This window comes from Rathayibacter tritici (assembly GCF_001641005.1).
Lineage (GTDB): Bacteria > Actinomycetota > Actinomycetes > Actinomycetales > Microbacteriaceae > Rathayibacter > Rathayibacter tritici.
Genome location: NZ_CP015515.1, coordinates 387965 through 412088, shown reverse-complemented (window position 1 = coordinate 412088; position 24124 = coordinate 387965). Strand labels below are relative to the sequence as shown.

Sequence of the window (24124 nt, the reverse complement as noted above, 5' to 3'; positions counted from 1 at the left end):
GGCGGGCATCAGTCCGCGGACGCCTCGGCGACGGCGGCCGGCTCCGCTCGCCGCTCCGACATGAAGCGCAGCACGTCCTTGTCGACGATGATGTCGCTCGGGCGCAGCGGGCGGGTGAGGTAGAGCCCCTCGAGGCTCGTGATGCGGCTGAGTGCCACGTACGTCTGGCCGGGCGCGAAGGCGCGCTGACCGAGGTCGACCACGGCCGAGTCGTAGGTCTTGCCCTGCGACTTGTGGATCGTGACCGCCCACGCCAGACGGAGTGGGAACTGAGCGAACTCCGCGACGATCTCGCGGGTCAGCTTCTTCGTGGCCGCGGAGTAGGAGTAGCGGTAGCGCTCCCAGGTCGCGGGCGCGACCTCGTGCACCTCCCCGTCCACCTCGACCCAGACCGTGCCCGCGACCTTCGTCACCCGGCCGATGGTGCCGTTCACCCAGCGCTGATCGGAGTCGTTGCGCAGGAACATCACGTGCGCGCCGAGCTTGAGCTCGAGCTTCTGATCCGCCGGGTAGGCGCGCCCGCCGAAGTCCCCGCTGATCTCGGCCGAGGCCGTCTTGAGCGGACCTTTCAGCCGGGCGAGCGCCGCCTGGTTGATCCGGTTGACGGTGTCGTTGCGGGTGGCGAGCGTGATCGCGTCGTCGGCCGGGGGCGTGCGGGCACCGGCCGCGTTGAGCACGTCGGCAATGTCCTTCGTCACCATGCCGAAGCGGACCGCATTGAGCATCCATTTAAAGCGCTCATCGCTCTGCCGATGGATCCGGCCGAGCTCGACGATCCGCAGCGGCGCCTCCTGCCAGACCAGCGCGTCGAAGAACCACAGCGAGCGGTAACGGTCGGCGAAGTAGGCGCGCTCCTCCGGGTCGCCGGGGACGGGCGCGAGCTGGAACGGGTCGCCGAAGAGCACGACCTGCACGCCTCCGAACGGTTCGGAGCGCCGCTGCCGCGCCTGACGCAGGCTGCGGTCGATGCCATCGAGGAGGTCGGCGTTGACCATCGAGATCTCGTCGATCACGAGGGTGTCGATGGTGTTCAGGAGCTTGCGCAGCTCGGGCGGCTGGTCGAGGTCGGAGTCGGCGATCACGCCGATGGGCAACCGGAACAGCGAGTGGATGGTCTGGCCGCCGACGTTCAGCGCCGCGACCCCGGTCGGCGCGCAGATGACGATCTGCTTGTCGGTGTTCCAGCTCAGGTGGTTGAGCAGGGTGGACTTGCCGGTGCCCGCGCGGCCGGTGACGAACAGGTGCTCGCGGGTGTTCTCGATGAGCTCGAACACCCGCTGCTGCTCGTCGGAGAGGGTGGGCTGGGTCACCGGTCCACTGTACCCGCGGCCTGCGCGAGGTCCACCGCGGACGGCGCGGGTCAGCCGCGCTTCTCGAGCGCGGCGAGTCGGTCGTTGTAGGCGGTCAGCTCGGCCTCGTCGGTGCGGTCGGCCTGGCGGTCGCGGCGCTTGGTCTCGCGGGCGTCGGAGCGGCTCCACATCATCGCGACCACGATCGCCAGGGCGAGGGTCGGGATCTCGCCGATGCTCCAGGCGATGCCGCCGGCCGCCTGTTGATCGGCGAGAGCGGAGGTGCCCCAGCCCATCGCTCCGTACCAGTCGGCAAGCAAGAGGCCCTCCCCCGTCATCAGGGCGAGGCCGAAGAAGGCGTGGAACGCCATCGTGCCCAGCAGCAGCAGCAGGCGCATCGGGTAGGGCACGCGGTGCACGCTCGGGTCGACTCCGATCAGCACACTGACGAAGAGGTAGCCGGTGATCAGGAAGTGGACGATCATCCACTCGTGGCCGATGTGGTCGGTGGTCGCCCAGCGGAACAGCGGCGAATAGTAGAAACCCCAGAGCGAACCGACGAATAACAGCGCGGCGACGATCGGATGCGAGATCGCGGTAGCGAAGCGGGAGTGCACGGCGAGCAGCACCCACTCGCGCGCGCCGCGGGAGCCGTCGGTGCGTCGGGTGGCCGCTCGGGCGATCAGGGTGACCGGGGCCGCCGGGACGAGCAGCAGCGGCACCGCCATCGTCAGAACCATGTGCGAGAGCATGTGGGCGCTGAACAGATACTTCTCGTAGGCGTTGACGCCGCCGTTCGTCATGTAGGCCAGCAGCAGCATGCCCGCGATCCAGAGGATCGTGCGGTGCAGCGGCCAACGGTCGCCGCGGCGGTGCAGCCGCACGACTCCGGCGATGTAGAAGGCGATGGCGAAGCCGCAGATCAGGAGCCAGACCAGGTCGACGTTCCACAGCGTGAGGACGTTCATCGCGCTCGCGGGCGGGGGCAGCGGTTCACCGGTGAGCAACTGGGCCGGGGTCGGGTCGGTGAGCTGGCTGGCGACGACCTGATCGACGGGAGTTGCGGTGCGGGCGAGCGCCGCGGCGACTCCGGAGGCGATGCCCATGAAGGCGAGCTCGGCACAGACCAGCCACCAGAAGCTGCGGCCGCCGACACCGCCGGCCCGTCTCATCCGCTCGATGAGGAACCGGCGCTGCAGGACACCGAACAGCCCCAGCGCGACCAGCACCGCGACCTTGACCAGCACGAGGATCCCGTAGCCGGTGAGCAGGTTGTCGAGGGTGGCGAGCCGCAGCTCCGCGCTGACGTATCCGGAGGCGGCGACCGCGACGAAGCTCACGAGCGCGAGACTGGAGTAGCGCTCGATCACGGGCAGCAGACGCGTTCCACCGAGCAGCGGCCGGAGGGCGACCATCGTGATCAGGCCGCCCAACCAGATCGCCGCGAAGACGAGGTGCAGGCCCAGCGCGGTGACCGCGGCGTCGTGGCCGCTCGCTCCTGCCGCGTGCCCCTGCTGCGCCATCGGCAACAGCGTGAGCAGGGCGAGGGCCGTCACGAAAACGAGGGCGGTCTGATTGCGTACGGCGAAGCAGAGGACGGTGACGACGGCGGCGAGCAGTGTCGTGGCAAGCCAAGCCTGCCCGACCGGGACGCTGCCGATGAAGTAGCTGAGCTTGGTGCCGAAGTCGCGGTCGAGGCTCAGCGGTGTCTGCGTGACGTTGAGGAAGGTCAGGAAGCCGGTCACCGCGCTGGCAGCGGCGAAGAAAGCAGCGCTGGCTGCGGCGACGTCGAGGGCCACCGAGAACTCGGTGCGCGGCTCGGCGGCGGGCTCGGCGACCGCCGTGCGCGCGGGGGCGGCGACGGTGCGAGGCGCGGAGGTGGAGGTGCGAGGCGCGGAGGCGCGAGGCGCAGAGCGGGCCTCGCGCGCGGCGGCGGCGCGGGGGCTCAGCGCGAAGAGCGTCAGCACGAGCGAGCCGATCATGCCCGCGGCGCCCAGATTGACGGCGAGCTTGGCGATCGGAAGACCGTAGCGGACCACGGGGCCGGGGTCGTTGAGCAGCTGAGCTGCGGCACCTCCACCGAAGGCCAGCGCCGCGAGGAGGGCGACGAGCGCTGCGGCGACGAGCACGAGCGCAGGGCCGACGATCCGGACGGTTCGATTCACCCTGTCAGCCTACGTTCCGCGGCTGGTCGGCAGCCGCGTCCGCGGACGACGACGGCCCCGGCGCAGTGCCGGGGCCGTGTCGGAGGTAGCGACTACTTCGCGGCGGCCTTGAGCTTGGTGCCCGCGGAGACCTTGACCGAGTGGCCGGCGGCGATCTGGATGGTCTCGCCGGTCTGCGGGTTGCGGCCGGTGCGCGCGGCGCGGGAGGTGCGCTCGACGGCGATCCAGCCGGGGATGGTGACCTTCACGTCGTTCGACACGGAGTCGGCGAGGGTGGTGAAGAGCGAGTCGAGGACGCCGTTGACGGCGGCCTGGCTCTGGCCGGAGTCGGCGGCGATCTTCGCGACGAGCTCGGTGCGGTTGAGCGACTTGTCAGCCATGGAGTGTCCTCCCAGGACGTTCTCGCTGTCGGAACAGCTGGTTGTGGTGGATCGTCCTCGGTAGGGGACGGACGTCCTCGACCGATCGGACCGTCGGTAACCTACCAGCCCCGTCCCGGATTTCCGGCGATTTCGGCCCCGGGATGCCCGGAACGACGCCGATCGCGCCCCGTGGTCCCTCCACAGGAGGTGCCTGGCGCGTCTCTCCACCGATCAGCTGATGTCCTCCCCACCGCCTCCGCCCTGTGGCGAGGATCGGCTCATGATGACGACGACACTCCTTCCTCCTTCTTCCGTTCGGCCCGCCGCGGCCCTCCCCCGAAGCCCGCGGCGACGCCGTCCGGCCCGCCGGCCCCAAGAACCCGGACTCACCGCGCTGGCGCTGGGCCTGCTCGCGCTGGCATCCTCCGTGCATCCGCTCTGGGCCCTGCCCGCGGTCGCCGTGGCGGCGGTGGCCGCGGCCCTGTCGGCACGGGCGCTGCGCTGGGCGGGCGAGCGCAGGAACGCGGTCGTCGGTCTCGCCTGCGCGGCTCTCGCGCTACTCGTCTGCTCCGTCACCGCGCCCGCCGCTGCACGGGCGGGACTCGCGGTCCTGGCCTGGATCGCCGATTCGCGGCCGGGTCCGTGAGCGGGCGCGGCCCAGGCCACGTCGCTACAGTGGCGAGGGCGCGTGCCCGAGCGCGCCGGAGGGACGGCCACGATGGCGCAGGCGGACAGGTGGATCTCGACCGCGATCTGGTGGCACGTCTACCCGCTCGGCTTCACGGGGGCCGAAGCGAGCGCCGCGGAGGGCCCCGGTCCGCAGGACGAGCCGACGCACCGCCTCCGTGCGCTACTGCCCTGGCTCGACGACCTGCTGGCGCTGGGCTGCAACGGGCTCCTACTCGGGCCGGTCTTCGCCTCCTCGACGCACGGATACGACACGGTCGACCACTTCCGTGTCGACCCGCGCCTCGGCGACGAGGCCGACCTCGACGCGCTGATCGCGGCCTGCCGCGAGCGCGGCATCAGGGTGCTGTTCGACGGTGTCTTCAACCACGTGGGCCGCGAGCACCCCTGGTGGCGTGCAGCGGTGGCGGCGGGAGAGGGTTCGCGCGAGGCGGCGCGCTTCTCCCGGAGCGAAGGCTCCCGGGAGGTCGATGGACTCCGCGTGGACGTGTTCGAGGGCCACGACGCCCTGGTCGAACTCGACAACGCGCAGCCGGAGGTGGCGGAGTACATCTCGTCCGTGCTCGCGCACTGGCTGGAGCGAGGCATCGACGGCTGGCGCCTCGACGCGGCATACGCGGTCGCACCGGCCGACTGGCACGCGGCGATCGATCCGGTGCGGCAGCGCTTCCCCGAGGCGTGGTTCGTCGGCGAAGTCATTCACGGCGACTACGCGGCCTATGTGCGCGAGTCGGGGCTCGACTCCGTGACGCAGTACGAACTCTGGAAGGCGGTCCGCAACTCGATCGAGGAGGCGAACCTCTTCGAGCTGGCCTGGTCACTGGAACGCCACGACGGCTTCGTCCGCGAGTTCCTCCCGCTCACGTTCGTCGGCAACCACGATGTAACCCGGATCGCCAGCGCAATCCGCGACGAGCGCCACCACGGCCACGCCACCGCACTCCTCGGATTCGTCGCGGGCGTCCCGAGCATCTACTCGGGTGACGAACGGGGCCTGCGCGGAGTCAAGGAGGAGCGAGCCGGCGGCGACGACGCGATCCGCCCCGAGTTTCCGGCCGACCCCGCCCAGTGGCCGGGCGGGGAGGCCTACCGCGCGCACCAGGAGGTGATCGCCTTCCGCCGCCGGAATCCCTGGCTGGTCGGCGCGAGCATCCGCACCGTCGACTTGTCCAACACGGCCGCGCTGCTCGTAGCGGAGGGGCCGGAGGGACGCACCGCGCGGCTCGCCCTGAACCTGAGCGACGAGACCGCGACCGTCGGCGGCATCGAGGTGGCCGCTCACTCCTGGTCACTGCACGACTGACCTGGTCACTGCACGACTGACCTGGTCACTACACGACTGACCTGGTCACTACACGACTGACCCGGTCACTGCACGCCTGCACCGGTCACGAGGGGGAGCCGCAGGGCGATCGATCAACCGATGCGCGACGCCGGGATCAGCACGCCTGCTTCCACATCCGCGATGAAGTCCGGTCGCAGGACGCGGGCCTCGATGGCGAGGCCCCCCGAGGTCCAGCCGTCGCCGAGCGGGCGCTCGGGGGTGATCAGGACGTGGCCGGGAGTGGCGGATCGGCCCAGGACCGCGGCGACCTGTCCGACGGGGTCGTAGAGGGCGTGATCGACCAGGGGCGCGTACACCTCGTACGCGGCGAACTCGTCGCGGTTCCCGAGGAAAACCGGCAGCAGCTCCTCCCCCTCGCGCAATCCGTTCGGCCACCAGCGGAAGCGCTCGACGAGGTGGTGGCAGGAGGTGCACGAGGGCGAGAAGAAGACGAGATGGGTCGCGGGGCGGGAGAGCTCCTCGAGCGTCAGACGCTCCCCTGCGGCGGTGACAAGGGCGAGGTTCGGGTCCGCCGGGGACGCGAAGGGCGAGGGGGCCGCGGAGGTGGCCTGGGCCGCGGAGGTGGCGTGGGCGACGGAGGATCCGGCACGACGATCGCGCACCAGCACCAGCGAGACCGCGGCGAGAGCCGCTGCGAGGCCGGATGCGGCGACCGCCGCGACTCCGCCTCCGCCCGCGAGCAGGGCCGAGGGGGCGAGCCCGCCGAGGACTCCGGCGAGCGCCAGCACGAGCAGCACGGCGTTGCGCGCGACGGTGCGCCCGGTCATCCGCGCCGAGCCCAGCCCGCCGAAGCATTCGCAGTCGACGTCCTCCCTCGCACGGACCGCACGGACGGCAACGACCAGGAACACGATGTCGAGGAGCACCACCGGCACGAGCGCGGCGCGGTGCAGTGGGGCGGGCGACAGCACGACCGCGGCACCCAGCACGATCTCGACGACGGGGAAAGCGGTGGCGAACCAGCGGCGGCGCCGGAGCACGAGCGGGACGCCGAGAGCCGCGAGACTCGCGCGGAACTCCGCCGTGCGGCCGAGCTTGAGGGCTCCGCTGATGACGAGCACTGCACCCGCGCACCACCCGGCGACCGCGAGAATCACGTCCAGCATCCATCGCCTCCTCGTTCGGCTCCTGCCCGCAGGACGCTACCGGCGCGGATCGGCCGGACACGACGCAGGCGGGGAACGATGCGGAGGCGGCGCGATCCGAGACGCTCGGGCGCGGGGCAGCACAAGATCATGACAGGCCGGTACTCCACAGGATCGTGACAAGCCGGGACTGAACAGGCGGTACCCCTGCCCGCGCATCCTCCCGGCCTCGGACGCCCGCCTCGCCGTACACTGCGAGAAGATCGGAGGGGTCATGCGGGGACGGCGAGTGCGCGAGCAGCGGCACGAGAGTCCGGTGACCCCGCCGGCCGACCTCGCTCCGGTCCTCTCCGACTCAGCCCACGACGCGTCGGGCGACGTCTCGATCGGGATGCGGATCGCCGCCGCCTGGTCGTGGCGCTTCCTTGCCGTGGCGGCGCTGCTCTACCTCCTCGTCCGTCTCGTCTCGCTGCTGCCCCTGATCGTGGTGCCGGTGCTGATCGCTTTGCTGCTCACCGCGCTCCTGACTCCGCTGCGGAACCGGCTCGAGCGCCTGCGGCTGCCCCGCCCGCTCGCGGTCCTGGTCTCGATCCTGGCGATGCTCCTGCTGCTGTCCGGGCTCATCGCTCTGGTGATCGTGCAGTCGCGCTCCGGCTTCAGCGGAGTGGGTCAGCGTGCTCTCGACGCGGTCGATAAGGTCGAGGCCTGGCTCCAGGGACCGCCGCTGTCCTTCTCGGACGTCCAGCTCGGCGACTGGGCGCAGCGGGCGATCACCTGGGCCGACACGCAGGCCTCGACCATCGCGTCCGGTGCTCTCGCCGTCGGCTCGCAGCTCGCCGAGGTATTCGCCGGGACGCTGCTCACGCTCTTCTCGCTGATCTTCCTGCTGCTGGACGGCCGCCGGATCTGGCAATGGTTCCTCCGTCTCCTCCCCCGCCGTGCCCGGCCCGGGATGGAGCGCGGCGGCGCCGCCGGCTGGCAGACGCTGAGCCAGTTCGTGCGCGCGCAGCTCGGCGTCGCCGGGATCAACGCCGTCGGCATCGGGATCGGGGCGCTCGCCCTGCAGTTGCCGCTGGTCGTGCCGATCGCGATCGTGGTGTTCCTCGGCTCGTTCGTGCCGATCCTGGGCGCGATCGTGACGGGAGCGCTGGCTGCCCTCGTGGCGCTGCTGTTCAGTGGGCCGGTGGCCGCGCTGGCGATGATCGGCGTCGTGATCGTGGTGCACCTGCTTGAGGGGCACGTCCTCCAGCCCCTCATCCTGGGGACCGCCGTGAAGGTGCATCCGCTCGCCGTGGTGCTCGGAGTTGCGACCGGGCTCGAGGTGGCGGGGCTCGCCGGGGCGCTGTTCGCGGTGCCGACGATCGCGACGCTCAATGCGGCGATCACGGCCATGCGGGCGCGCGCGCCCGGCGCGGAGTGAGCGCGTTCGATCCGGCCGCTCGACCCGGATCGACGGTACTTGCCGCGCTCGCCTGCCCGGTCTGCGGCGGTGGACTGGCGCCCGACGCGCTGCCGCGCCCCTCCTCGCTCCGCTGTTCTCTGGGGCACAGCGCCGACATCGCGCGCCAGGGCTACGCCTCGCTGCTACGCGGGCGCCACGCGACCTCGGGCGACACGGCGGCGATGGTGCAGGCCCGCGCCGACCTGCTCGGCTCGGGCCACTACCGGACGATTCAGGACGCGGTGGCGGCGGCCGTGCCCGTGGGCGCGCGGCTCGTGGTCGACCTGGGCTGCGGCACCGGCGCCTACCTCGCAGCGGTGCTCGACGCGCACCCCGAGGCGGACGGACTGGGCCTGGACCTCTCGGCTCCGGCCGCTCGCCGCGCCGCCCGCGCTCATCCGCGCGCGGTGGTGGCGACCGCCGATCTGTGGCAGCCACTCCCGCTTGCGGACTCCTGCGCCGACGCGCTGCTCACTGTCTTCGCTCCGCGCAACGCCCCCGACATGCGGCGGGTGCTGCGGCCGGGCGGCGTCGCGGTCGTCGTCACCCCGCGCGAGCGGCACCTGCACGAGATCCGGGAGCGGTTCGGGATGCTGAGCATCGACGCGGGCAAGGCGGAGCGGCTCGACGAGCAGCTGGCCGGGCTCTCGCTCCGCGCGCGGGACGAGCTCGAGAGCACGGTGCGGATGAGCGCCGATGAGCTGCGCGCGGAGGTTCTGATGGGCCCGAGCGCGCACCACGTGGATCCGGACGTGCTCGACGCGCAGCTCGCGGGGGTGACGGGAACGACGGCGGTGACAGTCGCGGTGACGGTGTCGCGGTTCGTGCGGACCGGGTAGCCCGCGCGGCGGACGCCCCGTGCAGCCCCGGCGTCAGTACGTCTCGCGCAGGCGCTCCTGGTCGACGACGGCGGCCCGATCGGCGAGCCTGCGCAGGCCCGCGAGGGGCTGGGCCATCCGATGGTTGCCGCGCAGGACCGGCTCGGCGCGGTCGAGGAAGGCCCAGTAACCCGCGGTCACCGGGCAGGCATTCTCGCCCAGGCGCACCTTCGGGTCGAAGCGGCAGCCGCCGCAGTAGTCGGACATCCGGTTGATATAGGCGCCGCCCGAGGCGTACGGCTTGGTCGCGACGACGCCGCCGTCGGCGTGCTGCGACATCCCGATCACGTTCGCCGGCATCACCCACTCCGTGCCGTCGACGAAGACGTCCACGAACCGGTCAGTGAGCTGCGCCGGATCCCACCCCCGCTGCAGCCCCCAGTTGCCGAGCACCATCAGCCGCTGGATGTGGTGCGCCCAGCCGTGCCGGTGGACGTCGTCGAGGGTCTCGTGCAGGCAGTTCGCCTCGATGCCGCTGGGATCCAGGGCGAGCAGCTCGGCGGGCAGCGGGGTGGAGGCGCCCAGCGCCCGACTGCGGTCGCGGTACTCCGGGCCGAGGTGCCAGAACAGGTTCCAGACGTAGTCGCGCCAGCCGAGGATCTGACGGACGAATCCCTCCGTCGCTGCGATCGGCGCGCCGCCGGCGGCGTACTCGGCCGCGGCCGCGTCGATGACGGCACGCGGATCGAGCACGCCGAGGTTCATCGGGGCGCTGAGGAGCGAGTGCGCCATCGTCCAGTCGCCCGAGAGCATCGCGTCCTCATAGGTGCCGAAGTCGGACAGGCGCGACGAGACGAAATCGGCGAGCGCCGCCTCCGCTTCCGCCGGAGTCGCGGCGAAGCGGCGCGGGCCGTCGGCGCCGACCAGACGGACCGCTCCCTCCGCCTCCCATCGCATGAGATCGGCGCGCACCTCCTCGTCGATGTCGTCCTCCTCGGGCCACCACGGATCGGGCAGGCCGAGACGGGAGGCACCCTTGGGCGGCGGCTGGCGATTGTCGTGGTCGTAGTTCCAGCGGCCGCCCTCTGGCTGGTCGCCGCGCATGAGCACGCCGGTGCGCTCGCGGCTCCAGCGGTAGAAGTCCTCCAGTAGCAGGCGCTTACCGGAGCGGGCGAGGGCCCACTCGCGGAAGTCCTCCTCCGCAGTGATGAAGCCGCGGCTGGGCAGGATGCTCATGCCGAGCCGACGGGCGAGGCGGCGGCCGCCCCGGGTGGGCGGGTCGATCACCTCGAGGTCGTCGCGTCCGGCCAGGGCCTGGCCGAAGGTCTCTGCGCGGACGTACTCGGCGCGGTCGCCGAGCTCGCGGGCGCGGTGACGCAGCGCCGAGAGCAGCAGCTGCGCCTTCGCGCGGTGCATCGGGCGGCGTCCGAACGACGACCGCGCCTCGACCAGCAGCATCGGTCCGCCGTCGTCGAAGACCGGTCCGAGCTGGCCGATGACGCTCCAGCGGGTACGAGGGGAGCTGCTCATCTCCGACACGGTAGGCGGGCGGAACGGGCGGCTATAGGAGTTGCGCGGCACGGATGTGCAGGCGCCACGTCTTGCACCGCCGCCCGGGATGCAGAAGTCTCGGATCGAGCGCGGCCGATCCGACCGCGCACCGACGCGACGAAGCGAGGAGGCCGCAATGGCCCACCACGACCACGACCAGCACGAGGGTCACGAGCAGCACGAGGGTCACGACGAGCACGCCGCCGGGAGCGGCCGCCACATCGCCGCGGGCACGAGCACCGCGGGGACGAGCACCGAGGGGACGAGCACCGAGGGGACGAGCACCGAGGGGACGAGCACCGAGGAGAGCACCGGCGGCGAGTACACCTCGACCGGGGGCGTCTCGCACACCTCGACAAGCGAAGAGGGCAGCTATATCGACACATCCCGCAACGACGAGGACACCTCGGTGAAGGGCAGCTACGTCGACACGGGCACGGCCAGCACTGAGGGCGAGGACGAGGGGGAGTACACGGACCGCGACGAATGAGCGCCCCTCCCCTCCGGGCGGAGTGAGCGCTTCAGGCGGGCTTCAACGCCGCCCCGGATACCCGCGGGGACTGCGGGGGAGCCCGCTCGTCGAGCCCGGGAGGGCGCCTCCCCCGGACGCGGCACACACGTGGATGCCGCGTCCGTGATGCTCTCGACGCGGGAGTCGTGGGTCAGCGGCCGCCACCGGCTCCGGGGGCGTTACCGCTGTTCCCCCGAGCATCGCCGTTATTCCCTCCAGCGTTCCCGTTGTTCCCCCGGCCGTTCCCACTGTTTCCGGGAGCATTCCCGCTGTTTCCCGGGGCGTTCCCGCTGTTCCCGGGGGCGTTCCCGCTGTTCCCGCTGTTCCCGCTGTTCCCCGGGGCAGTCCCGTCGTTCCCCCCGTTCCCCGGAGCGTTGCCCCCGGTGCCGGGGGTGTCGCTGCTCGGGGCAGAAGGAGTTCCCTGCGTCGGCTCGGCCGGCTCGGTCGGCGTCTCCTCCGGCTCCGACTCGTCCGGCGAGGGGACGAGATCGTCCTCCGGCCCGACGGACGAGGGAGTGTCCTCCGGCTCCTCCTCGACCGGCGTCGACTCCTCGGGCGTCGGGCTGGTCGTCTCGACCGGCGTCGGCTCGGCAGCTCCGGCGATCAGGGCCTCGAGATCACTGCGGACAACATCGACCTGGACCTGCACGGTCTGTGCACGATCGGAACTGACCGAGCCCGCCGCGAGGGCGGAGTCGAGGGCTGCCTGGAGCCTGGCCAGCTCGGTGAGCGCCCCCTGGTAGTCGTCGGCCGACGCCTTCTCGGCGACGGCCACGACCGCGTTGTCGAGGGTCTGCGCCGTGCCCTCGTCGATCCCCTGCGGCGTGGAGGCGCATCCGCTCAGCACCAGGACTGAGGCGAGCACGGCGCCGGCGGCCCGCCATCGGAGGCCCCTCATGAGCGGATGCTCTCGCGCAGCCGGCGGAGATGGTCGCCCAGCTCGCCGTCGACCTGCGGCAAAGGCGACTGCGGAGCGTCGATCAGGATGATCGCGAGCCCGACGGCGATCGCGACCAGCGCGAGCACCACCACAATCAGCCACGGGCTCGGGCCGTGGCGCCGGCGCGGCGCAGGAGCCGACCGGGCGTCGGGGGCGGGGGCGGGGGCGACGCGCGGGGCCGGGGCAGTGCGCTGGGTCGGAGTGATCACCTCGGTCGCTGGCGTCGTGTCGGCCGGGAGCGGACGAGTCGGCTCGAACACCTCCGTCCGCGTGATCGGCTCCGTCGCGCCGAGCAGTTCGGTCGACAGCACCCGCGTCCCGGCGACGTCGGGGACGACGATGGCCGCCGGCGGGGAATCGCGCCGCGGGTCGATCAGTCGGCGTGCCGACTCCGCCACCTGCAGCGCGGTCGGGCGAGTGCCGGGCTCGCGCCGTGTCATCGCGGTCAGGAGCGAGGTCCAGCCGCTGCCGAGCGACTCCGAGATCTCGGGGTCGCGGAGCAGACGCGCGAGCGTGACCTCGATCGCCGAGCCGGTGAACGGGCGGCGGCCGGTCAGCGACTCCAGGAGCACGAGGCCGAGCGAGTAGATGTCGCTCGCTGCTGTGACCGGGTCGCCGTGCGCCTGCTCGGGGCTGAGGTAGGCGGCGGTACCGACGAGGGCGCCGGGCGCGGTGATCCGCGTCGCGTCGATGAGGGAGGCGATGCCGAAGTCGGCGAGCTTGGGGCGGAACTCGCGACTGGTCAGCGGGCTCGGCACGAGCAGCACGTTCGACGGCTTCACGTCGCGGTGCACGACTCCGGCCGCGTGGACCGTGTGCAGGGCCTCGCCGAGGTCTCCCGCCATCGAGGCGACGTCGTTCGGGGCGACCGGGCCCTCCGCGAGCCGCTCGGACAGGCTCGGCCCTTCGGCGAGTTCCATCACCATGTAGGCCTGCCCGTTCGTGTCGTCGCCGCCGTCGTGCGCGTCGTAGAGGGTGACGAGCGCGGGGTGGTTGAGGGCCGCGAGCAGGCGGATCTCGGAGGCCTTGCGCTGCAGGTCCTGCGCGTCGTCGATGCCGGGCGCGAACATCTTCAGCGCGACGGAGCGGCCGAGGACGCCGTCGCGCGCCCGGTAGACGGTGGCCATTCCGCCCCGGCCGATGAGTTCCTCGATGGTGTACCGGCCGTCGACCGTCGTCCCGACGATCCGGGTGTCGCCTGTCCGGTGGGATGCCACGGGTCCTCCTCGCGGTCGGCGGCGGGTGTGCCGCGCCCCCCGGTGCGACCGTCGACCCAGGGTAATACGTCGACCCTGCGCGCCGCCCTCCCCCCGGCCGGGCTGTCAAGCAGGTGCCCGGATGCGTGCCCCGACGTAGCGTCGGAGGTACCGACGAAAGGCGATGACATGGACCAGGACCGCACGCAGCAGAACGTCACGGAGCAGGACGATCAGGGCTCGACCATCGGCACGCCGGAGGGGGCGGCGCCCGCCACTTCCTCCGAGAGCGAGACCATCGAGAAGGACATCTCGGAGTCGCCCGGCAGCGAGCGTGAGACCGAGGCCAAGCAGGATTCGGACCCGGCCGAGAGCCGCACCGCCGTGTCCGGCTCGGCCGAGGTGAAGACCGTGCCCGGCACGGGTGGACCGGACGACGTGGGCGATGTCGAGGTCGACCCCGACGAGGTCTCGCTGAACGGCAAGCCGTTCCCGGGCCACGCGGGCACCAAGTAGGACGCGCGCACGACGTAGGACGCTCGGGAGCGCCGCGGCTGTGGCTGCGGCCCTCCCGCCTTCTTACTCCGGCGGCACCGGTGACGTCGGCGGCGGCGTCGGCGGCGGCCGCATGATCGGCGGGCGCGTGAACGAGTCCTCCCACTTCGGGAACGGAATCACGACCCCCGGCGGCGAGGAGACCGGCGCGACCGTCGTGCTCCGGCCGCCGATCGCGATGATCAGCTCCGTGGCGTCATTCGACCAGAACAGCTCGCTGACGACCTCTAGCGAGTAGCGACCGTTCTCTCTCACCGACCAGTTCACCCACCACCCGTCGCCCGTTTGTGCCCAGAGGTCCCGCTCCCCGGTCATCTCCCGCGTGTAGTAGTCCCAACCCTTCGACACGACGTAGCTCCGCATCGGCTCCAGCCCGGCCTCGTCATCGGAGCCACCCGGCACCTCGAGGACACGGCTCGCAGCGAAGTAGTAGCTGTTGTTTTCGGTGGCGCCGGGAAGTCCGCCGCCTACAGCGCCGAGCCCACCGAAGGGTAACCAGTCGACGCTGATCCATTCCCAGTCCGCGTCGCTGATCTGATGCTGCGCCTCCGCCAGCAGCGCTTCCAGATGCGCGTACCTCTCGCTCACCCGAGCGAACTCCTGCTCCTGGCTCAGCCCCGCGATGTCCTCGCGCGTTAGTCCCGCCGCATCCCGCATGTCCCGCTCCTCTCCTGCGCCACACCCGGCGCTCGTCATCGTCACCACCACCGCAAGTGCCAGCGCCCGCCACACCCCGCGTCTCACGGCCTCCCTCCAACGGCGATGCGCGCGATGGCCGCGGTCGTCGAGGAGTCCCGCGAGAGGTAGCCGACGGCGCCGCTCGACTCATCGGCCGTCATGTCGTGCCCGGTGACGGCGCGCGTGCCTTCGCCGGACTCCGAGGAGAACACGTCCACACCAGGGATGCCGCGCGGGTCCCTCCGGCGGCCCATCGCCCAGCGGCGGCCCCTCCGTGCGATGTGATCGGCGGCTGCCTCGGTAGCGTGCACCTCGTCGGCGTTCAGCTCGTCGACCTCCGTGCCGGCAGCGAAGCCGGGTGAGCCGTAGGCGACGAAGTCGTCGATGCGGTGCTCGGTGAGCTGTAGGGCGAGGGCGACGAGGGTCGACCCGTAGGAGTGGGCGGTGACGGTCAGGTGCTCCGGCGGCGAGCCTGCGCGGGACTCGACCACGCCGTCGAGGAAGGTCGCGAAGCGCTCGGCGCCGGACTCGGCCCGGGTCGTCGTGTTCACCTCGGGCAAGGACGGCGCCCGGTAGCCGAGCCAGGCGACAACGGCGGTCGAGCCGCCGCCGTTCTTCACCGTGGCTTCTCTCACCACAGCGGCCGCGTCGACGTTCTCTCTGACGCCTTCGAGTGTCGTCCCTGCGCCCGGCACATTCACGATGACCGTCGATGCTGTGTCGAGGTCCCCGATTGACACCGCGGCGGTCACCGCGCAGTCGTCGGTTCCGAAGCCGACTAGCTGCGCGACGGTCGAGTTCAGCCGTGCGCGCTCGTCGGCCTTCGCGAGGCCCGCCGCGAGCGCCCCGATCTGCCGCTCGAAGTCCTCAAGCGAGAGCCCCGTCGCCCCGGCCAGCCCCATCGAGCTGCGCATCCGCACCGGGTCGCGCATGGCGTCAGCGAGGAGCGACCGGGACGCCGCATCGCGGACGGCGGCGGGCAGCCCGTCGAGACCCGCGAGGCCCAGGCGCGTCGAGACCGGCAGCACCGCCACATCCTCGACAGCGAGATCGAAGCGCGACCACTCCGCGGCGATCTCGGCCGCACTGAGGCCCGGTTCGAGCAGACGGAGCACGCCCCGCGGTGTCTGAAAGGAGGCGCGGGCGTCGAGCGCGACGTCGGTCAGCCCTACGCCGCCGGCCTGCTCGAAGGCGGCCGCACTTCGCTCGGCCCAAGCGGCGTCCTCCAGGAGAATGGCGAGGAAGGAATCGGCTCCGGTGAACACATCGACGTACTCGACTCGCCCCCACGGGCACGAGTCGAGGAAGTCGGTCCAGCTCGAGTGCAGCAGCAGGAGCGGGTGGTTCGCCTCGTCCACCAGCGATCGGACGCCGCCGGCGAACACCCTCAGCCGCTCCGGATCCGCCGAACTGCGCGCTCGAGTGGGGGCGCCGCCTGGGATCGAGCAGCGGCTCCAGGTCCCGCAGGGCACCGAGCAGCGGATCGGCGGCGGCCTGCTCCCGCTGCGCCTCCCGCTCCCGCCACTCGGCGAGCTCGCGCCTGCGCCGCCTCTCACTCTCGGCCTGCCCGGACACGGCCGTCACCTGCGCGGCGAATCCGTTCAGCTCGTCGACGAGCCGGTGCCGGTCCGCGACCTCCTGCTGGAAGCCCTCGTAGAACATCCGCGAGTAGGTGCCCGAGAAGTCGATCATCGCCTGCTCGACCAGGCCACTCCTCGCCGGGAACTGCGCGTCGAGCACCGCGGCGAGTGCGGTCAGCCGGGAGCACAGGCGCTCGGCGACCTCGTTGTCGTACCTAAGGTCCACTGCGGATCTCACCTCTCCTGATGCGCGGACGGATCCTCAGGTTAGGGGAGAGGGAGGCGGGAGTACCGGAGTTGGCGCCGAATGCCTCGCGCCGTCAGGCGACCGGCGTGAGCAGCCCCGGGTCGCGACGGTCGACCGTGCGGGAGTTGTTCACGCGACGATCCACCGGGTACGCGGTGACGGTCGCGGCCATCGCGACGGAGGCGCGGTCGAGGGTGGCGAGCATCTCCTCGGCGGAGTCGAGCGGGACCGGGTCGAGCCAGGCGTCGCGCGCGTCGGGAGTGAGGAACACCGGCATCCGGTCGTGCACCTCGCCGGAGGCGTCGCGGGCCTCACGGGTGATGATCGTGAACGAGACGTGCCAGCCCTCTCCCTCCGTGCGGGCGGTGTAGAGGCCTGCGGCGGCGAGGATCGGCTCCTCACCGTGCACAAACCACGGCTGCTTGCCGTCGGCGCGCGTCTCCCACTCGTAGTAGCCGCGCATCGGGACGATCGCGCGGTGCTTGGCGAACGCGCCGCGGAACAGGCCGTTGGTCGCGACCGACTCGAGGCGCGCGTTGATCGGCGACGGCCGCTTTCCCGTCGACGTCCCCGTCGACCAGGACGGGGTGAAGCCCCAGGACGCGAGCTCGAGTTCACGCTCCCGCTCACCGTCGTGGACCCGCTCGCGCACGATCGGCGCGATGTCGGTCGGGGCGACGCTGTAGTCGGGCGCCCAGTCCGCGGCGTGCCCACCGGCCGCGACGAACTCGCGGATCAGCTCATCGGTCTCGGAGTCCATCGCGAAGCGGCCGCACATGCCGCCACGCTACGCCGCAGCTCCGACGTCGCGCGAGGAGCCGGGTCGGACCTCACGGGACTTCGCGGACCAGAAGCGCATCAGCGCGCCCGCCAGGACCGAGCCGAGTGTCCCCGCGGCGAGGTCGCCGAGGGTGTCCTCATAGCCGACGAAGATCGAGGAGTCGATGAAGCGGTGGCCCGCCCACTCGCCCCACTCCCACAGCACGCCCGCGGTGGTACCGAAACACGCGCAGAGCACGATCGCGGGAGCGAGCGAGCCGCGCTCACCCGACGCCGCCGGGACGACTCCGGCCCGCGCGGCCACGATGTACGCCACCGCGGCGATCAATCCGTTGAGCACGCAGTGCACCACCAGGTCCCACTGCGGCCACGCCTCGTAGAGCCCGAGCACGCTGCTCCAGGAGGCGACGAGCAGCGCCACCCCGAACGCGGCGTCGAGTGCCGGTCGGATGCCGAGGAACCTCGGCAGCACCAGGCCGATTGCGGCAAGCGCGAGCACCGCCACATCGACCAGGTCCCAGCCGACGCCGGCCGTCACGATGCTCACGGCCCCGACCGCGCGAATACCATCCGCCGTCCACTCACCGCGGGTGCGCGGGAGTTGAAGGAAGGTCTCGACGAGGGCGGAACTGCTCACGGGTTCGTGAAGCGAAGCACGGCCTGGACCGGTTCGTGGTCGGACGGCGCCGCACCTGCGTAGCGGACGGCGTTAATACCCGCCGAAACGACCTCGAACGCGCCCTCGCTGGCGAGCAGCCAGTCGATCCGCTTTCCCGGAGCGGGCGGCCGGTAGTTCGAGAACGTGCTCCAGGAGTGGGTGAGCTGCTGCTCGGCGGCCTCCCAGGAGTCGACGAGGCAGCCGTCGTCGAGCAGCGCACGGTAGGGGACCGTGTCGATGTCGGTGTTCGTGTCGCCCATGACGATCGCGGGACGGCCGAGCGCGAGCACCCGCTCGGCGATCAGCTCGGCGGAGCGCTGGCGCGAGCGTCGCGAGATGTGGTCGAAATGCGTCGAGATCACGGTGAACTCGCGGCTGGTCGCAGAGTCGGTCAGCTCCGCGATCACGGCTGTGCGCGGGATCCGGTTACCCCAGCTGCGCGAGCCGGCGATGTCCGGAGTGTCGGAGAGGGCGATCTGGCTCCAGTGACGGATGGCGAAGCGGCTGCGGTCGACGAAGAGCATCACGCGCTCGCCGCCGCGGTCGGCGTCCCGGCCGAAGCCCATCGCCTCGAAGGAGGGGCCCATCGCCTCGTGCACAGCGGCCGACTGATCCGGCAGCGCCTCCTGCACGGCGAGGATCGAGGGCCGCTCCTGCTCCAGCAGTCGCTGCACGAGCGGGCGGCGGCGGCCCCACTGGTCGGCGGCGCGGGAGGTCAGGCGCGGCATGCGACGACGGATGTTGTAGGTCATCACGTGCAGCTCGGGCGCCTCGGTCGGGCCGATCAGAGGCGACGCATCGGTCATCCTCTCAGCCTACGGCGGCGAATGCGGGCGGCCAGGAGGCTTGCGGTCGCCGCTCCCGGCCGCTCTACTTCCGACATGGCCCTCTCTCCCGCCCTTTCCGCTCTCGCCGACGAACGCTTCGTCTCCCTCACCACGTACCGCAGGTCCGGCGATGCCGTCTCGACTCCGGTCTGGATCGCCCGCGACGGCGATGAGCTGATAGTGACCACTCCCCGCCGCAGCGGAAAGGTGAAGCGGATCCGCAACGACACGCGGGTGACGCTGGTGCCGTGCGACCGCCGTGGCCGCGTCTCCGACTACGCGGTGCCGATCGAGGCGGCCGCCCGGATCGACGCCGATGCCGGGGAGGTCGAGCGGCTGGGCCGGGTGTTCCTGGGCAAGTACCGGCTCGAGTACCGGGTGTTCCTCCTGATCGAGGGCCTGGCGACGCGCGCCGACCGTACTCGCGTGATGCTCCGCGTCATCGACCGCTGACGCCGCCCCGGCCCTACACCCGCGGGACCCTCCGCCGGAAGGCCTGGGGGGCTTTGGACCCCGGGCCTAGCGTGGGGCAATCGCCGGTGCCCCTGCGCGCTCCCCGCGCGCGCTCCGGCGGCAGTCAGAAGGAGTACGCAATGAGCATCGGAGCAGGAATCTTCCTCCTCATCGTCGGCGCGGTCCTCGCCTTCGCCGTGGACGTGCAGGTATCGGGGATCGACCTCAAGCTGGTCGGCTACATCCTGATGGCGGCCGGAGCGGTCGGCCTGATTCTCGGGCTGGTCCTGTTGACACGCCGTCGCCAAGCCGTCTCGACCACACGCTCGGCCGTCGACCCGGCCAGCGGCGAGCAGGTCACGCGCCGCTCGAGCGAGAGCGACGGTCCGCTGATCTGAACGACGGAACGCTGATCTGATCTCAACGATGCAGGGCGGGACCGGTCGGTCTCGCCCTGCATCGTTCGCGGCTCTACTCGGTGGGCTCGTCCGGCTCGCCACCGGAGACGGTGTCGGTGTCGCCGCCGCCGGAGGAGGTGTCCGTCCCGGTGCCATCGGGGAGGTCCTCGGTCTTGTCGGTGTCCTCGCCCGTGGTGCGGTCGGTGCTCATGGCGCTCTCCCTTCGCGTCGGCGACCTGCCGACCGTCCCACTCTGCTCCGCCCGCGGCGAGCGGGGCAGGGGGTAGCGGAGGCAGACGCAGACGTGACAGGTCGGCGTCACACCCCGACGTGACAGCCCGGCTCGGCTAGTGCCACGCCTTCTGCAGCGAGGCTCGCGCCGACACGACCGCCGGATGCTCTCGGGAGAGCCGCTGCGCCTCGACGAACCGATATCGAGGCGGCGACGTCGGCTCGTGCCACAGTCCGAGCACCGTCCAGTGAGGGCGCTGGTAGGACCACCACCGCACACCGTCCCAGCACCGCCGGCCGTGACGCTGCTCCTGAAACATGCTCAGCGCCCAGGCCTGGCTCACCGCGCGCACCCGCGTGACGACCTGCGTGGGACGCAGAGACCGATCGAGGAGGCTCCTTGCGTCATCGAGGTCGAGCAGGGGCGTGTCGTCGGGGATGTCGAACACCCCGAGGACACGGCGGCCGGCGCGCAACCACGGAGTCTCGAACATGTCCTCGGACCACACCGCCAGGTCTCCGAAGGACTCGCCGATCGCGACCTCGGGTGTCTGCCCGAAGTACCAGGTCGTGTACGACGCGGGATTGTCGAGCCGGGAGAATCCCTGCGCCGGGCTGTAGACGTGGTCCGGGTGCCCGGAGGCGCCGGGCCCCGCCTCCGGATCGTGGGCGAAGACCCGATAGACCAGCACGGTCTACGCCATTGCGACGTCGAGGGCCTGGACAACCGGTGTGCTGCCGGACGCCTTGAGGACGTCGATCGGCCGCGCGCCGTCGAGGAGGGCACAGGAGCCGGTCAGCCAGTCGATCGCCGCGCGGCCCGACCACGCCTGCCGGGCCTTCGCCATGACGTAGTCGAGATCGAGCAGCAGCTGGATCGTCCGCGGCGCAGGCTGCTCGTTGCCCTTGCTCCACTGCGACGGCTGGCCGCGATGGACGTCGAGGAGACGCGCCAGCTCGGCGCCGCTTCCGAGCGAGTCGATGAGGAGCGCGACCCGCGCCTGGATCGCAGACTCAGCGGGGACCGCCGGGCGACGCCTGCTCGGAGAAGCGTCGGACACCGCCGGAATCTCGACGGCGACTTCAGTGCTGGCCATGACGCCTCCTTGTTCGGCCCGTAGAGTGCGGGCGCGCGCCACGCTACCACCCGACACTTGTGTCGGGAGGAGCGTGGCGCGGAGCGCGGGCGCTGCGGCGCCTACTCCTCGACGACGATCGTCGTGATGACCGGATTGCGGCGGTGACGGCGAGTCAGCCAGCGGCCGAGGGTGCGCGTGATCAACGCCTCCATCGCCTCCAGCTCGACCGGCTTGCCCGCGGCCTGCAGGACCGCGTCGTCGATCGCCTTACTCGCGTTCGCCTTCCAACCCGGCTCCTCGACGAAGCCGCGAGTGAAGAATTCGACGGGCTCGCCGAGCGTGCCCCGGTCGAGGTCGGCGATGGCGAGGACCGTGATGGCACCCTCCTCCGCGAGCACGATGCGATCGTTCATGGCGTCCTCGGTCGCGACGCCCATCGTGGTGCCGTCGACCAGGATCTGATCGGCCGGGATGCGCCCGCTGATGCGCGAGCGGCCCTTCACCAGGTCGATCGAGACGCCGTCCTCGATGACGAAGACGTCCTTCTCGTCGATCCCGGTGCGAGTCGCGATGGCCGCATTGGCGGTGAGGTGGCGCCACTCGCCGTGCACGGGGAGCACCGCCGTGGGGCGGAGGATGTTGTAGCAGTAGGCGAGTTCGCCCGCGCTGGCGTGTCCCGAGACGTGCACCTTGGCGTTGCCCTTGTGCACAACGGTCGCGCCCCAGCGAGTGAAGGCGTTGATGATCCGGTAGATCGCGTTCTCGTTACCGGGGATCAGCGAGCTGGCCAGCAGCACCGTGTCGCCGGGGCCGATGTCGATGATGTGGTCCTTATTGGCCATCCGCGAGAGCGCCGCCATCGGCTCGCCCTGCGATCCGGTGCAGATCATCACGATCTCGGTCGCGGGCAGCTTCTCGAGCATCTTCATGTCCACGACGAGGCCGGCCGGGATCTTGAGGTAGCCGAGATCGGCGGCGATGCCCATGTTGCGCACCATCGAGCGGCCGACGAAAGCGACCTTGCGGCCGTGGCGGTGCGCCGCGTCGAGGACCTGCTGGATGCGGTGCACATGGCTCGCAAAGCTCGACACGACGATGCGGCGCGGCGCGGTGCGGAACACCTGGTCGATCGCGGGGGCGAGGTCGCCCTCTGAGATCGCGAAGCCGGGGACATCGGCGTTGGTGGAGTCGACCAGGAACAGGTCGACTCCCTCATCGCCCAGGCGGGCGAAGCCGGGGAGGTCGGTGGTGCGACCGTCCAGCGGGAACTGATCCATCTTGAAGTCACCCGTGTGCAGCACGAGGCCGGCCTCGGTGCGGATCGCGACGGCGAGGCCGTCCGGGATGGAGTGGTTGACCGCGAGGAACTCGAGGTTGAAAACGCCGGCGTCGACGCGGTCGCCCTCCTTCACCGGGCGGGTGCGCGGGGTGATCCGGTGCTCGGTGAGCTTCGCGCTGATCAGCGCGAGGGTGAAGGTCGAGGCGATGATCGGGATGTCGCCGCGCTCCTTCAGCAGGTACGGCACACCGCCGATGTGATCCTCGTGGCCGTGGGTGAGCACGATGGCCTCGATGTCCTTCAGGCGCGAGCGGATCGCGGCGAAGTCGGGGAGGATCACGTCGATGCCGGGCTGGTTCTCCTCGGGGAAGAGAACGCCGCAGTCGACGATGAGCAGCTTGCCCTTGTGCTCGAAGACGGTCATGTTGCGGCCGATCTCGCCGAGGCCGCCGAGCGGAGTGATCCGCATTGCGCCCTTCTCGAGGGGCTTGGGCTTGGGGAGCTCGAGGTGGTGGCGGGCGGGCTTGGCGGTTCTGGCGTTTCTCATGCGGGACTTTCAGGAGGGAGTGGCTGGACGCATGCGCTCGGCGCAGGGTCCGACCGCGCGCCCGGTCGGGCCGCGGTGGTGTGTCGCTCCGGCGCTGTGAGCGCTGTCGGGAGCGGGTGGAGGTCTGCGGGACGGGGGCGGCGGGGCCGCTGTTCAGCGGGCGGTGCCGTCCGTGCGGCGCGCCTTTGCGCACCGACCGTCCCGTACATCCTGCCAGCCATCCCCGGGTTCGGGGTTCAGAAGGCGGGATCGGGTCCCGAAGGGGCTGACGGCCTGGCGCGCTCGACGCGTTTTCTGAGAGTAAGAGCGCTTGAGGGAATCTGGATAAAACGCTCTAAACCTCAAAAAAATCGTCGTCATGGATGCCGTTGACAACCCCTCCACGCCGAACGCCGGAGCGCTACCGGAGACTCTGATCGGTCGCGACGAGCAGACGACGGCCTTCCGCACCCTCCTTCGTCGTCTGCGGCGAGGGCGCACGGAGCAGTCCATGATCATCACCGGCCTGCGGAGCGTGGGGAAGACGGTCCTCCTGAACAGCTTTCGCTCGATCGCGCTGGAGGAGAACTGGGAGTTCATCGAGTTCGAGGCGGTCAAGCACGGCGAAGGCCGATTCCGCGGTCCGGAGCCGCAGAAGGCGAGCGATGTCGCCGCGCTCCTCGGCCGGTCGTCGCAGCAATCCGGTCCCACCAGAGCTGAACTGATCGAGATGGGCCTCCTTTTCACTCCTCAGCACGGTTTCGCCGCCTTCACCGTGCCCGACGTCGATCGGTTCATGAAGCGCGCCGTTCCGGTCCTGGACGTGCCCCCTGTCGTGAGCCGGCGCGCTCGTCGTGCGCCGTCCACTGAGAGTTAGCCACCATCGGCCACGCCGACGGCGACCGGATCAGGATCCGACCCGAGCACCGGTGAGCAGAGATTACGGCCGCAGTCCCGAGACGAGCGCCAGCAGCCCGTCCATCGACTCGACCACCAGCGGAGGGAGGTCGCCGCGCTCGGCGACGAAGGCGATCGGAGTGGTCGCGACGACGTGTCCAGCAAGCTCACCGTCGATGTGCACGACCAGGAGGCCCGCCCCCTCCGCCTCAGGGGTGCCGACCACGACCTCGTGCTCGCCGAGGAAGCCGACGCTCGGGTCCTTCCGGGCGGAGCGGATCCACGCGGGCAGCGGCTCCTCGGCGACGTACATCGAGAGGGCGTCCTGCAGTGACGAGCAGGCCACATCCTCCTGCGGGAGGCCGAGCCGGTGCGCCTCGAAGCCGCCGCCCACCGGTGTGATGAAGCCGAGCACGGCCTCCGGCTCCTGCGGGTCTTCGGTTCGGGCGCGGACGCGCCAGCCGTCCTCGCCGACCGGATCGAGCTCCACGTCGTCGACGGTCTTGGGTAGCGCTGTGCGAATCATGGGGCATCCCTTCTGCAGAG

Annotated in this window: 27 protein-coding genes; 10 read left to right on the top strand and 17 right to left on the bottom strand. The window is 71.2% G+C overall.

Features of this window, described 5'->3' with window-relative positions; all coding sequences use genetic code 11:
• Nucleotides 1-8 precede the first annotated feature (8 nt).
• From A6122_RS01850 to A6122_RS01840, 3 genes are all read right to left on the bottom strand, one after another.
• Entirely contained in the window at nt 9-1310 is a 1302-nt protein-coding gene (locus tag A6122_RS01850; RefSeq protein WP_068250923.1) for an ATP-dependent DNA helicase, read from the bottom strand.
• 50 nt (nt 1311-1360) lie between these two features.
• Complete coding sequence (locus tag A6122_RS01845) at nt 1361-3454, bottom strand: bifunctional copper resistance protein CopD/cytochrome c oxidase assembly protein (protein WP_068250922.1); 2094 nt, start codon at nt 3452-3454, stop codon at nt 1361-1363.
• A gap of 92 nt (nt 3455-3546) precedes the next feature.
• Nucleotides 3547-3834: an HU family DNA-binding protein gene (locus A6122_RS01840; RefSeq protein ID WP_056037903.1), complete on the bottom strand. Its 288-nt coding sequence runs from the start codon at nt 3832-3834 to the stop codon at nt 3547-3549.
• Nucleotides 3835-4096: 262 nt separating this feature from the next.
• On the opposite strand from A6122_RS01840, the gene A6122_RS16300 reads away from it, so the two are divergent.
• Nucleotides 4097-4462, top strand: a complete 366-nt coding sequence (locus A6122_RS16300; RefSeq protein ID WP_146077277.1) for a hypothetical protein — start codon at nt 4097-4099, stop codon at nt 4460-4462.
• Nucleotides 4463-4504: 42 nt separating this feature from the next.
• Nucleotides 4505-5806, top strand: a complete 1302-nt coding sequence (locus A6122_RS01830; RefSeq protein WP_237358218.1) for an alpha-amylase family glycosyl hydrolase — start codon at nt 4505-4507, stop codon at nt 5804-5806.
• A gap of 113 nt (nt 5807-5919) precedes the next feature.
• Here A6122_RS01830 and A6122_RS01825 read toward each other — a convergent pair whose 3' ends face one another.
• Nucleotides 5920-6954, bottom strand: coding sequence for a MauE/DoxX family redox-associated membrane protein (locus A6122_RS01825; RefSeq protein WP_068250914.1), 1035 nt, complete (start codon nt 6952-6954; stop codon nt 5920-5922).
• Between the two features lie 253 nt (nt 6955-7207).
• Here A6122_RS01825 and A6122_RS01820 point away from each other — a divergent pair, with 253 nt between their 5' ends.
• Together A6122_RS01820 and A6122_RS01815 are read left to right on the top strand one after the other, a co-directional pair.
• Nucleotides 7208-8353 carry an AI-2E family transporter gene (locus A6122_RS01820; RefSeq protein ID WP_084415748.1) on the top strand — a complete coding sequence of 382 codons (1146 nt, stop codon included), beginning with the start codon at nt 7208-7210 and terminating at the stop codon, nt 8351-8353.
• On the top strand, nt 8350-9213 hold the full coding sequence (locus A6122_RS01815; RefSeq protein ID WP_068250905.1) for a methyltransferase domain-containing protein: 864 nt from the start codon (nt 8350-8352) through the stop codon (nt 9211-9213). The genes A6122_RS01820 and A6122_RS01815 overlap by 4 nt, the downstream gene beginning before the upstream one ends.
• A gap of 33 nt (nt 9214-9246) precedes the next feature.
• Here A6122_RS01815 and A6122_RS01810 read toward each other — a convergent pair whose 3' ends face one another.
• Entirely contained in the window at nt 9247-10722 is a 1476-nt protein-coding gene (locus A6122_RS01810) for a cryptochrome/photolyase family protein (RefSeq protein WP_068250904.1), read from the bottom strand.
• Between the two features lie 157 nt (nt 10723-10879).
• Between A6122_RS01810 and A6122_RS01805 the strand changes: the two genes are divergently transcribed.
• Entirely contained in the window at nt 10880-11233 is a 354-nt protein-coding gene (locus tag A6122_RS01805; protein ID WP_068250902.1) for a hypothetical protein, read from the top strand.
• Nucleotides 11234-11405: 172 nt separating this feature from the next.
• On the opposite strand, the gene A6122_RS01800 is transcribed toward A6122_RS01805, so the two are convergent.
• Nucleotides 11406-12152, bottom strand: coding sequence for an outer membrane protein assembly factor BamD (locus A6122_RS01800; protein ID WP_146077276.1), 747 nt, complete (start codon nt 12150-12152; stop codon nt 11406-11408).
• Nucleotides 12149-13411, bottom strand: a complete 1263-nt coding sequence (locus A6122_RS01795; protein ID WP_084415747.1) for a serine/threonine-protein kinase — start codon at nt 13409-13411, stop codon at nt 12149-12151. The genes A6122_RS01800 and A6122_RS01795 overlap by 4 nt, the downstream gene beginning before the upstream one ends.
• Before the next feature lie 168 nt (nt 13412-13579).
• Here A6122_RS01795 and A6122_RS01790 point away from each other — a divergent pair, with 168 nt between their 5' ends.
• Nucleotides 13580-13906, top strand: a complete 327-nt coding sequence (locus A6122_RS01790) for a hypothetical protein (RefSeq protein ID WP_084415746.1) — start codon at nt 13580-13582, stop codon at nt 13904-13906.
• 63 nt (nt 13907-13969) lie between these two features.
• Here A6122_RS01790 and A6122_RS01785 read toward each other — a convergent pair whose 3' ends face one another.
• Nucleotides 13970-14602, bottom strand: coding sequence for a hypothetical protein (locus tag A6122_RS01785; protein ID WP_068250895.1), 633 nt, complete (start codon nt 14600-14602; stop codon nt 13970-13972).
• An 83-nt stretch (nt 14603-14685) separates the two neighbouring features.
• On the bottom strand, nt 14686-16008 hold the full coding sequence (locus tag A6122_RS01780; RefSeq protein WP_068250893.1) for an alpha/beta hydrolase: 1323 nt from the start codon (nt 16006-16008) through the stop codon (nt 14686-14688).
• A 37-nt stretch (nt 16009-16045) separates the two neighbouring features.
• Between A6122_RS01780 and A6122_RS01775 the strand changes: the two genes are divergently transcribed.
• Nucleotides 16046-16450, top strand: coding sequence for a hypothetical protein (locus A6122_RS01775; RefSeq protein ID WP_068250891.1), 405 nt, complete (start codon nt 16046-16048; stop codon nt 16448-16450).
• A gap of 73 nt (nt 16451-16523) precedes the next feature.
• Here A6122_RS01775 and A6122_RS01770 read toward each other — a convergent pair whose 3' ends face one another.
• Genes A6122_RS01770 through A6122_RS01760 form a run of 3 tightly spaced genes read right to left on the bottom strand, consistent with a single transcriptional unit; the run spans nt 16524 to nt 18694 of the window.
• Nucleotides 16524-17228, bottom strand: coding sequence for an SOS response-associated peptidase (locus A6122_RS01770; RefSeq protein WP_068250888.1), 705 nt, complete (start codon nt 17226-17228; stop codon nt 16524-16526).
• Between the two features lie 9 nt (nt 17229-17237).
• A complete protein-coding gene (locus A6122_RS01765) occupies nt 17238-17867 on the bottom strand; it encodes a DUF2238 domain-containing protein (protein WP_068250886.1) in 630 nt (209 codons plus the stop codon).
• Nucleotides 17864-18694 (bottom strand): endonuclease/exonuclease/phosphatase family protein, encoded by an 831-nt coding sequence (locus A6122_RS01760; RefSeq protein ID WP_068250883.1) that lies wholly within the window; start codon nt 18692-18694, stop codon nt 17864-17866. Before A6122_RS01760 ends, A6122_RS01765 begins: the two co-directional genes overlap by 4 nt.
• Nucleotides 18695-18769: 75 nt before the next feature.
• Between A6122_RS01760 and A6122_RS01755 the strand changes: the two genes are divergently transcribed.
• Nucleotides 18770-19168, top strand: coding sequence for a PPOX class F420-dependent oxidoreductase (locus A6122_RS01755; RefSeq protein WP_068250880.1), 399 nt, complete (start codon nt 18770-18772; stop codon nt 19166-19168).
• Between the two features lie 140 nt (nt 19169-19308).
• Nucleotides 19309-19566 (top strand): DUF6458 family protein, encoded by a 258-nt coding sequence (locus A6122_RS01750; RefSeq protein ID WP_068250879.1) that lies wholly within the window; start codon nt 19309-19311, stop codon nt 19564-19566.
• A gap of 73 nt (nt 19567-19639) precedes the next feature.
• Here the strand turns inward: A6122_RS01750 and A6122_RS16295 are convergent, their stop codons facing one another.
• The 4 genes from A6122_RS16295 to A6122_RS01735 all read right to left on the bottom strand — a co-directional run bounded on the left by A6122_RS16295 (nt 19640) and on the right by A6122_RS01735 (nt 22702).
• The gene (locus tag A6122_RS16295) at nt 19640-19777 is read right to left on the bottom strand and encodes a hypothetical protein (protein ID WP_157593772.1); all 138 of its coding nucleotides are present in this window, start codon (nt 19775-19777) and stop codon (nt 19640-19642) included.
• 136 nt (nt 19778-19913) lie between these two features.
• Nucleotides 19914-20489 carry an RES domain-containing protein gene (locus A6122_RS01745; protein WP_068250878.1) on the bottom strand — a complete coding sequence of 192 codons (576 nt, stop codon included), beginning with the start codon at nt 20487-20489 and terminating at the stop codon, nt 19914-19916.
• A 3-nt stretch (nt 20490-20492) separates the two neighbouring features.
• Entirely contained in the window at nt 20493-20894 is a 402-nt protein-coding gene (locus tag A6122_RS01740; RefSeq protein ID WP_084415745.1) for a hypothetical protein, read from the bottom strand.
• Nucleotides 20895-20995: 101 nt separating this feature from the next.
• A complete protein-coding gene (locus A6122_RS01735) occupies nt 20996-22702 on the bottom strand; it encodes a ribonuclease J (RefSeq protein WP_068250877.1) in 1707 nt (568 codons plus the stop codon).
• Between the two features lie 358 nt (nt 22703-23060).
• Here A6122_RS01735 and A6122_RS01730 point away from each other — a divergent pair, with 358 nt between their 5' ends.
• Nucleotides 23061-23558 (top strand): AAA family ATPase, encoded by a 498-nt coding sequence (locus A6122_RS01730; RefSeq protein WP_068250874.1) that lies wholly within the window; start codon nt 23061-23063, stop codon nt 23556-23558.
• A gap of 63 nt (nt 23559-23621) precedes the next feature.
• Here A6122_RS01730 and A6122_RS01725 read toward each other — a convergent pair whose 3' ends face one another.
• Nucleotides 23622-24104: a hypothetical protein gene (locus tag A6122_RS01725; RefSeq protein ID WP_068250869.1), complete on the bottom strand. Its 483-nt coding sequence runs from the start codon at nt 24102-24104 to the stop codon at nt 23622-23624.
• Nucleotides 24105-24124 lie beyond the last annotated feature (20 nt).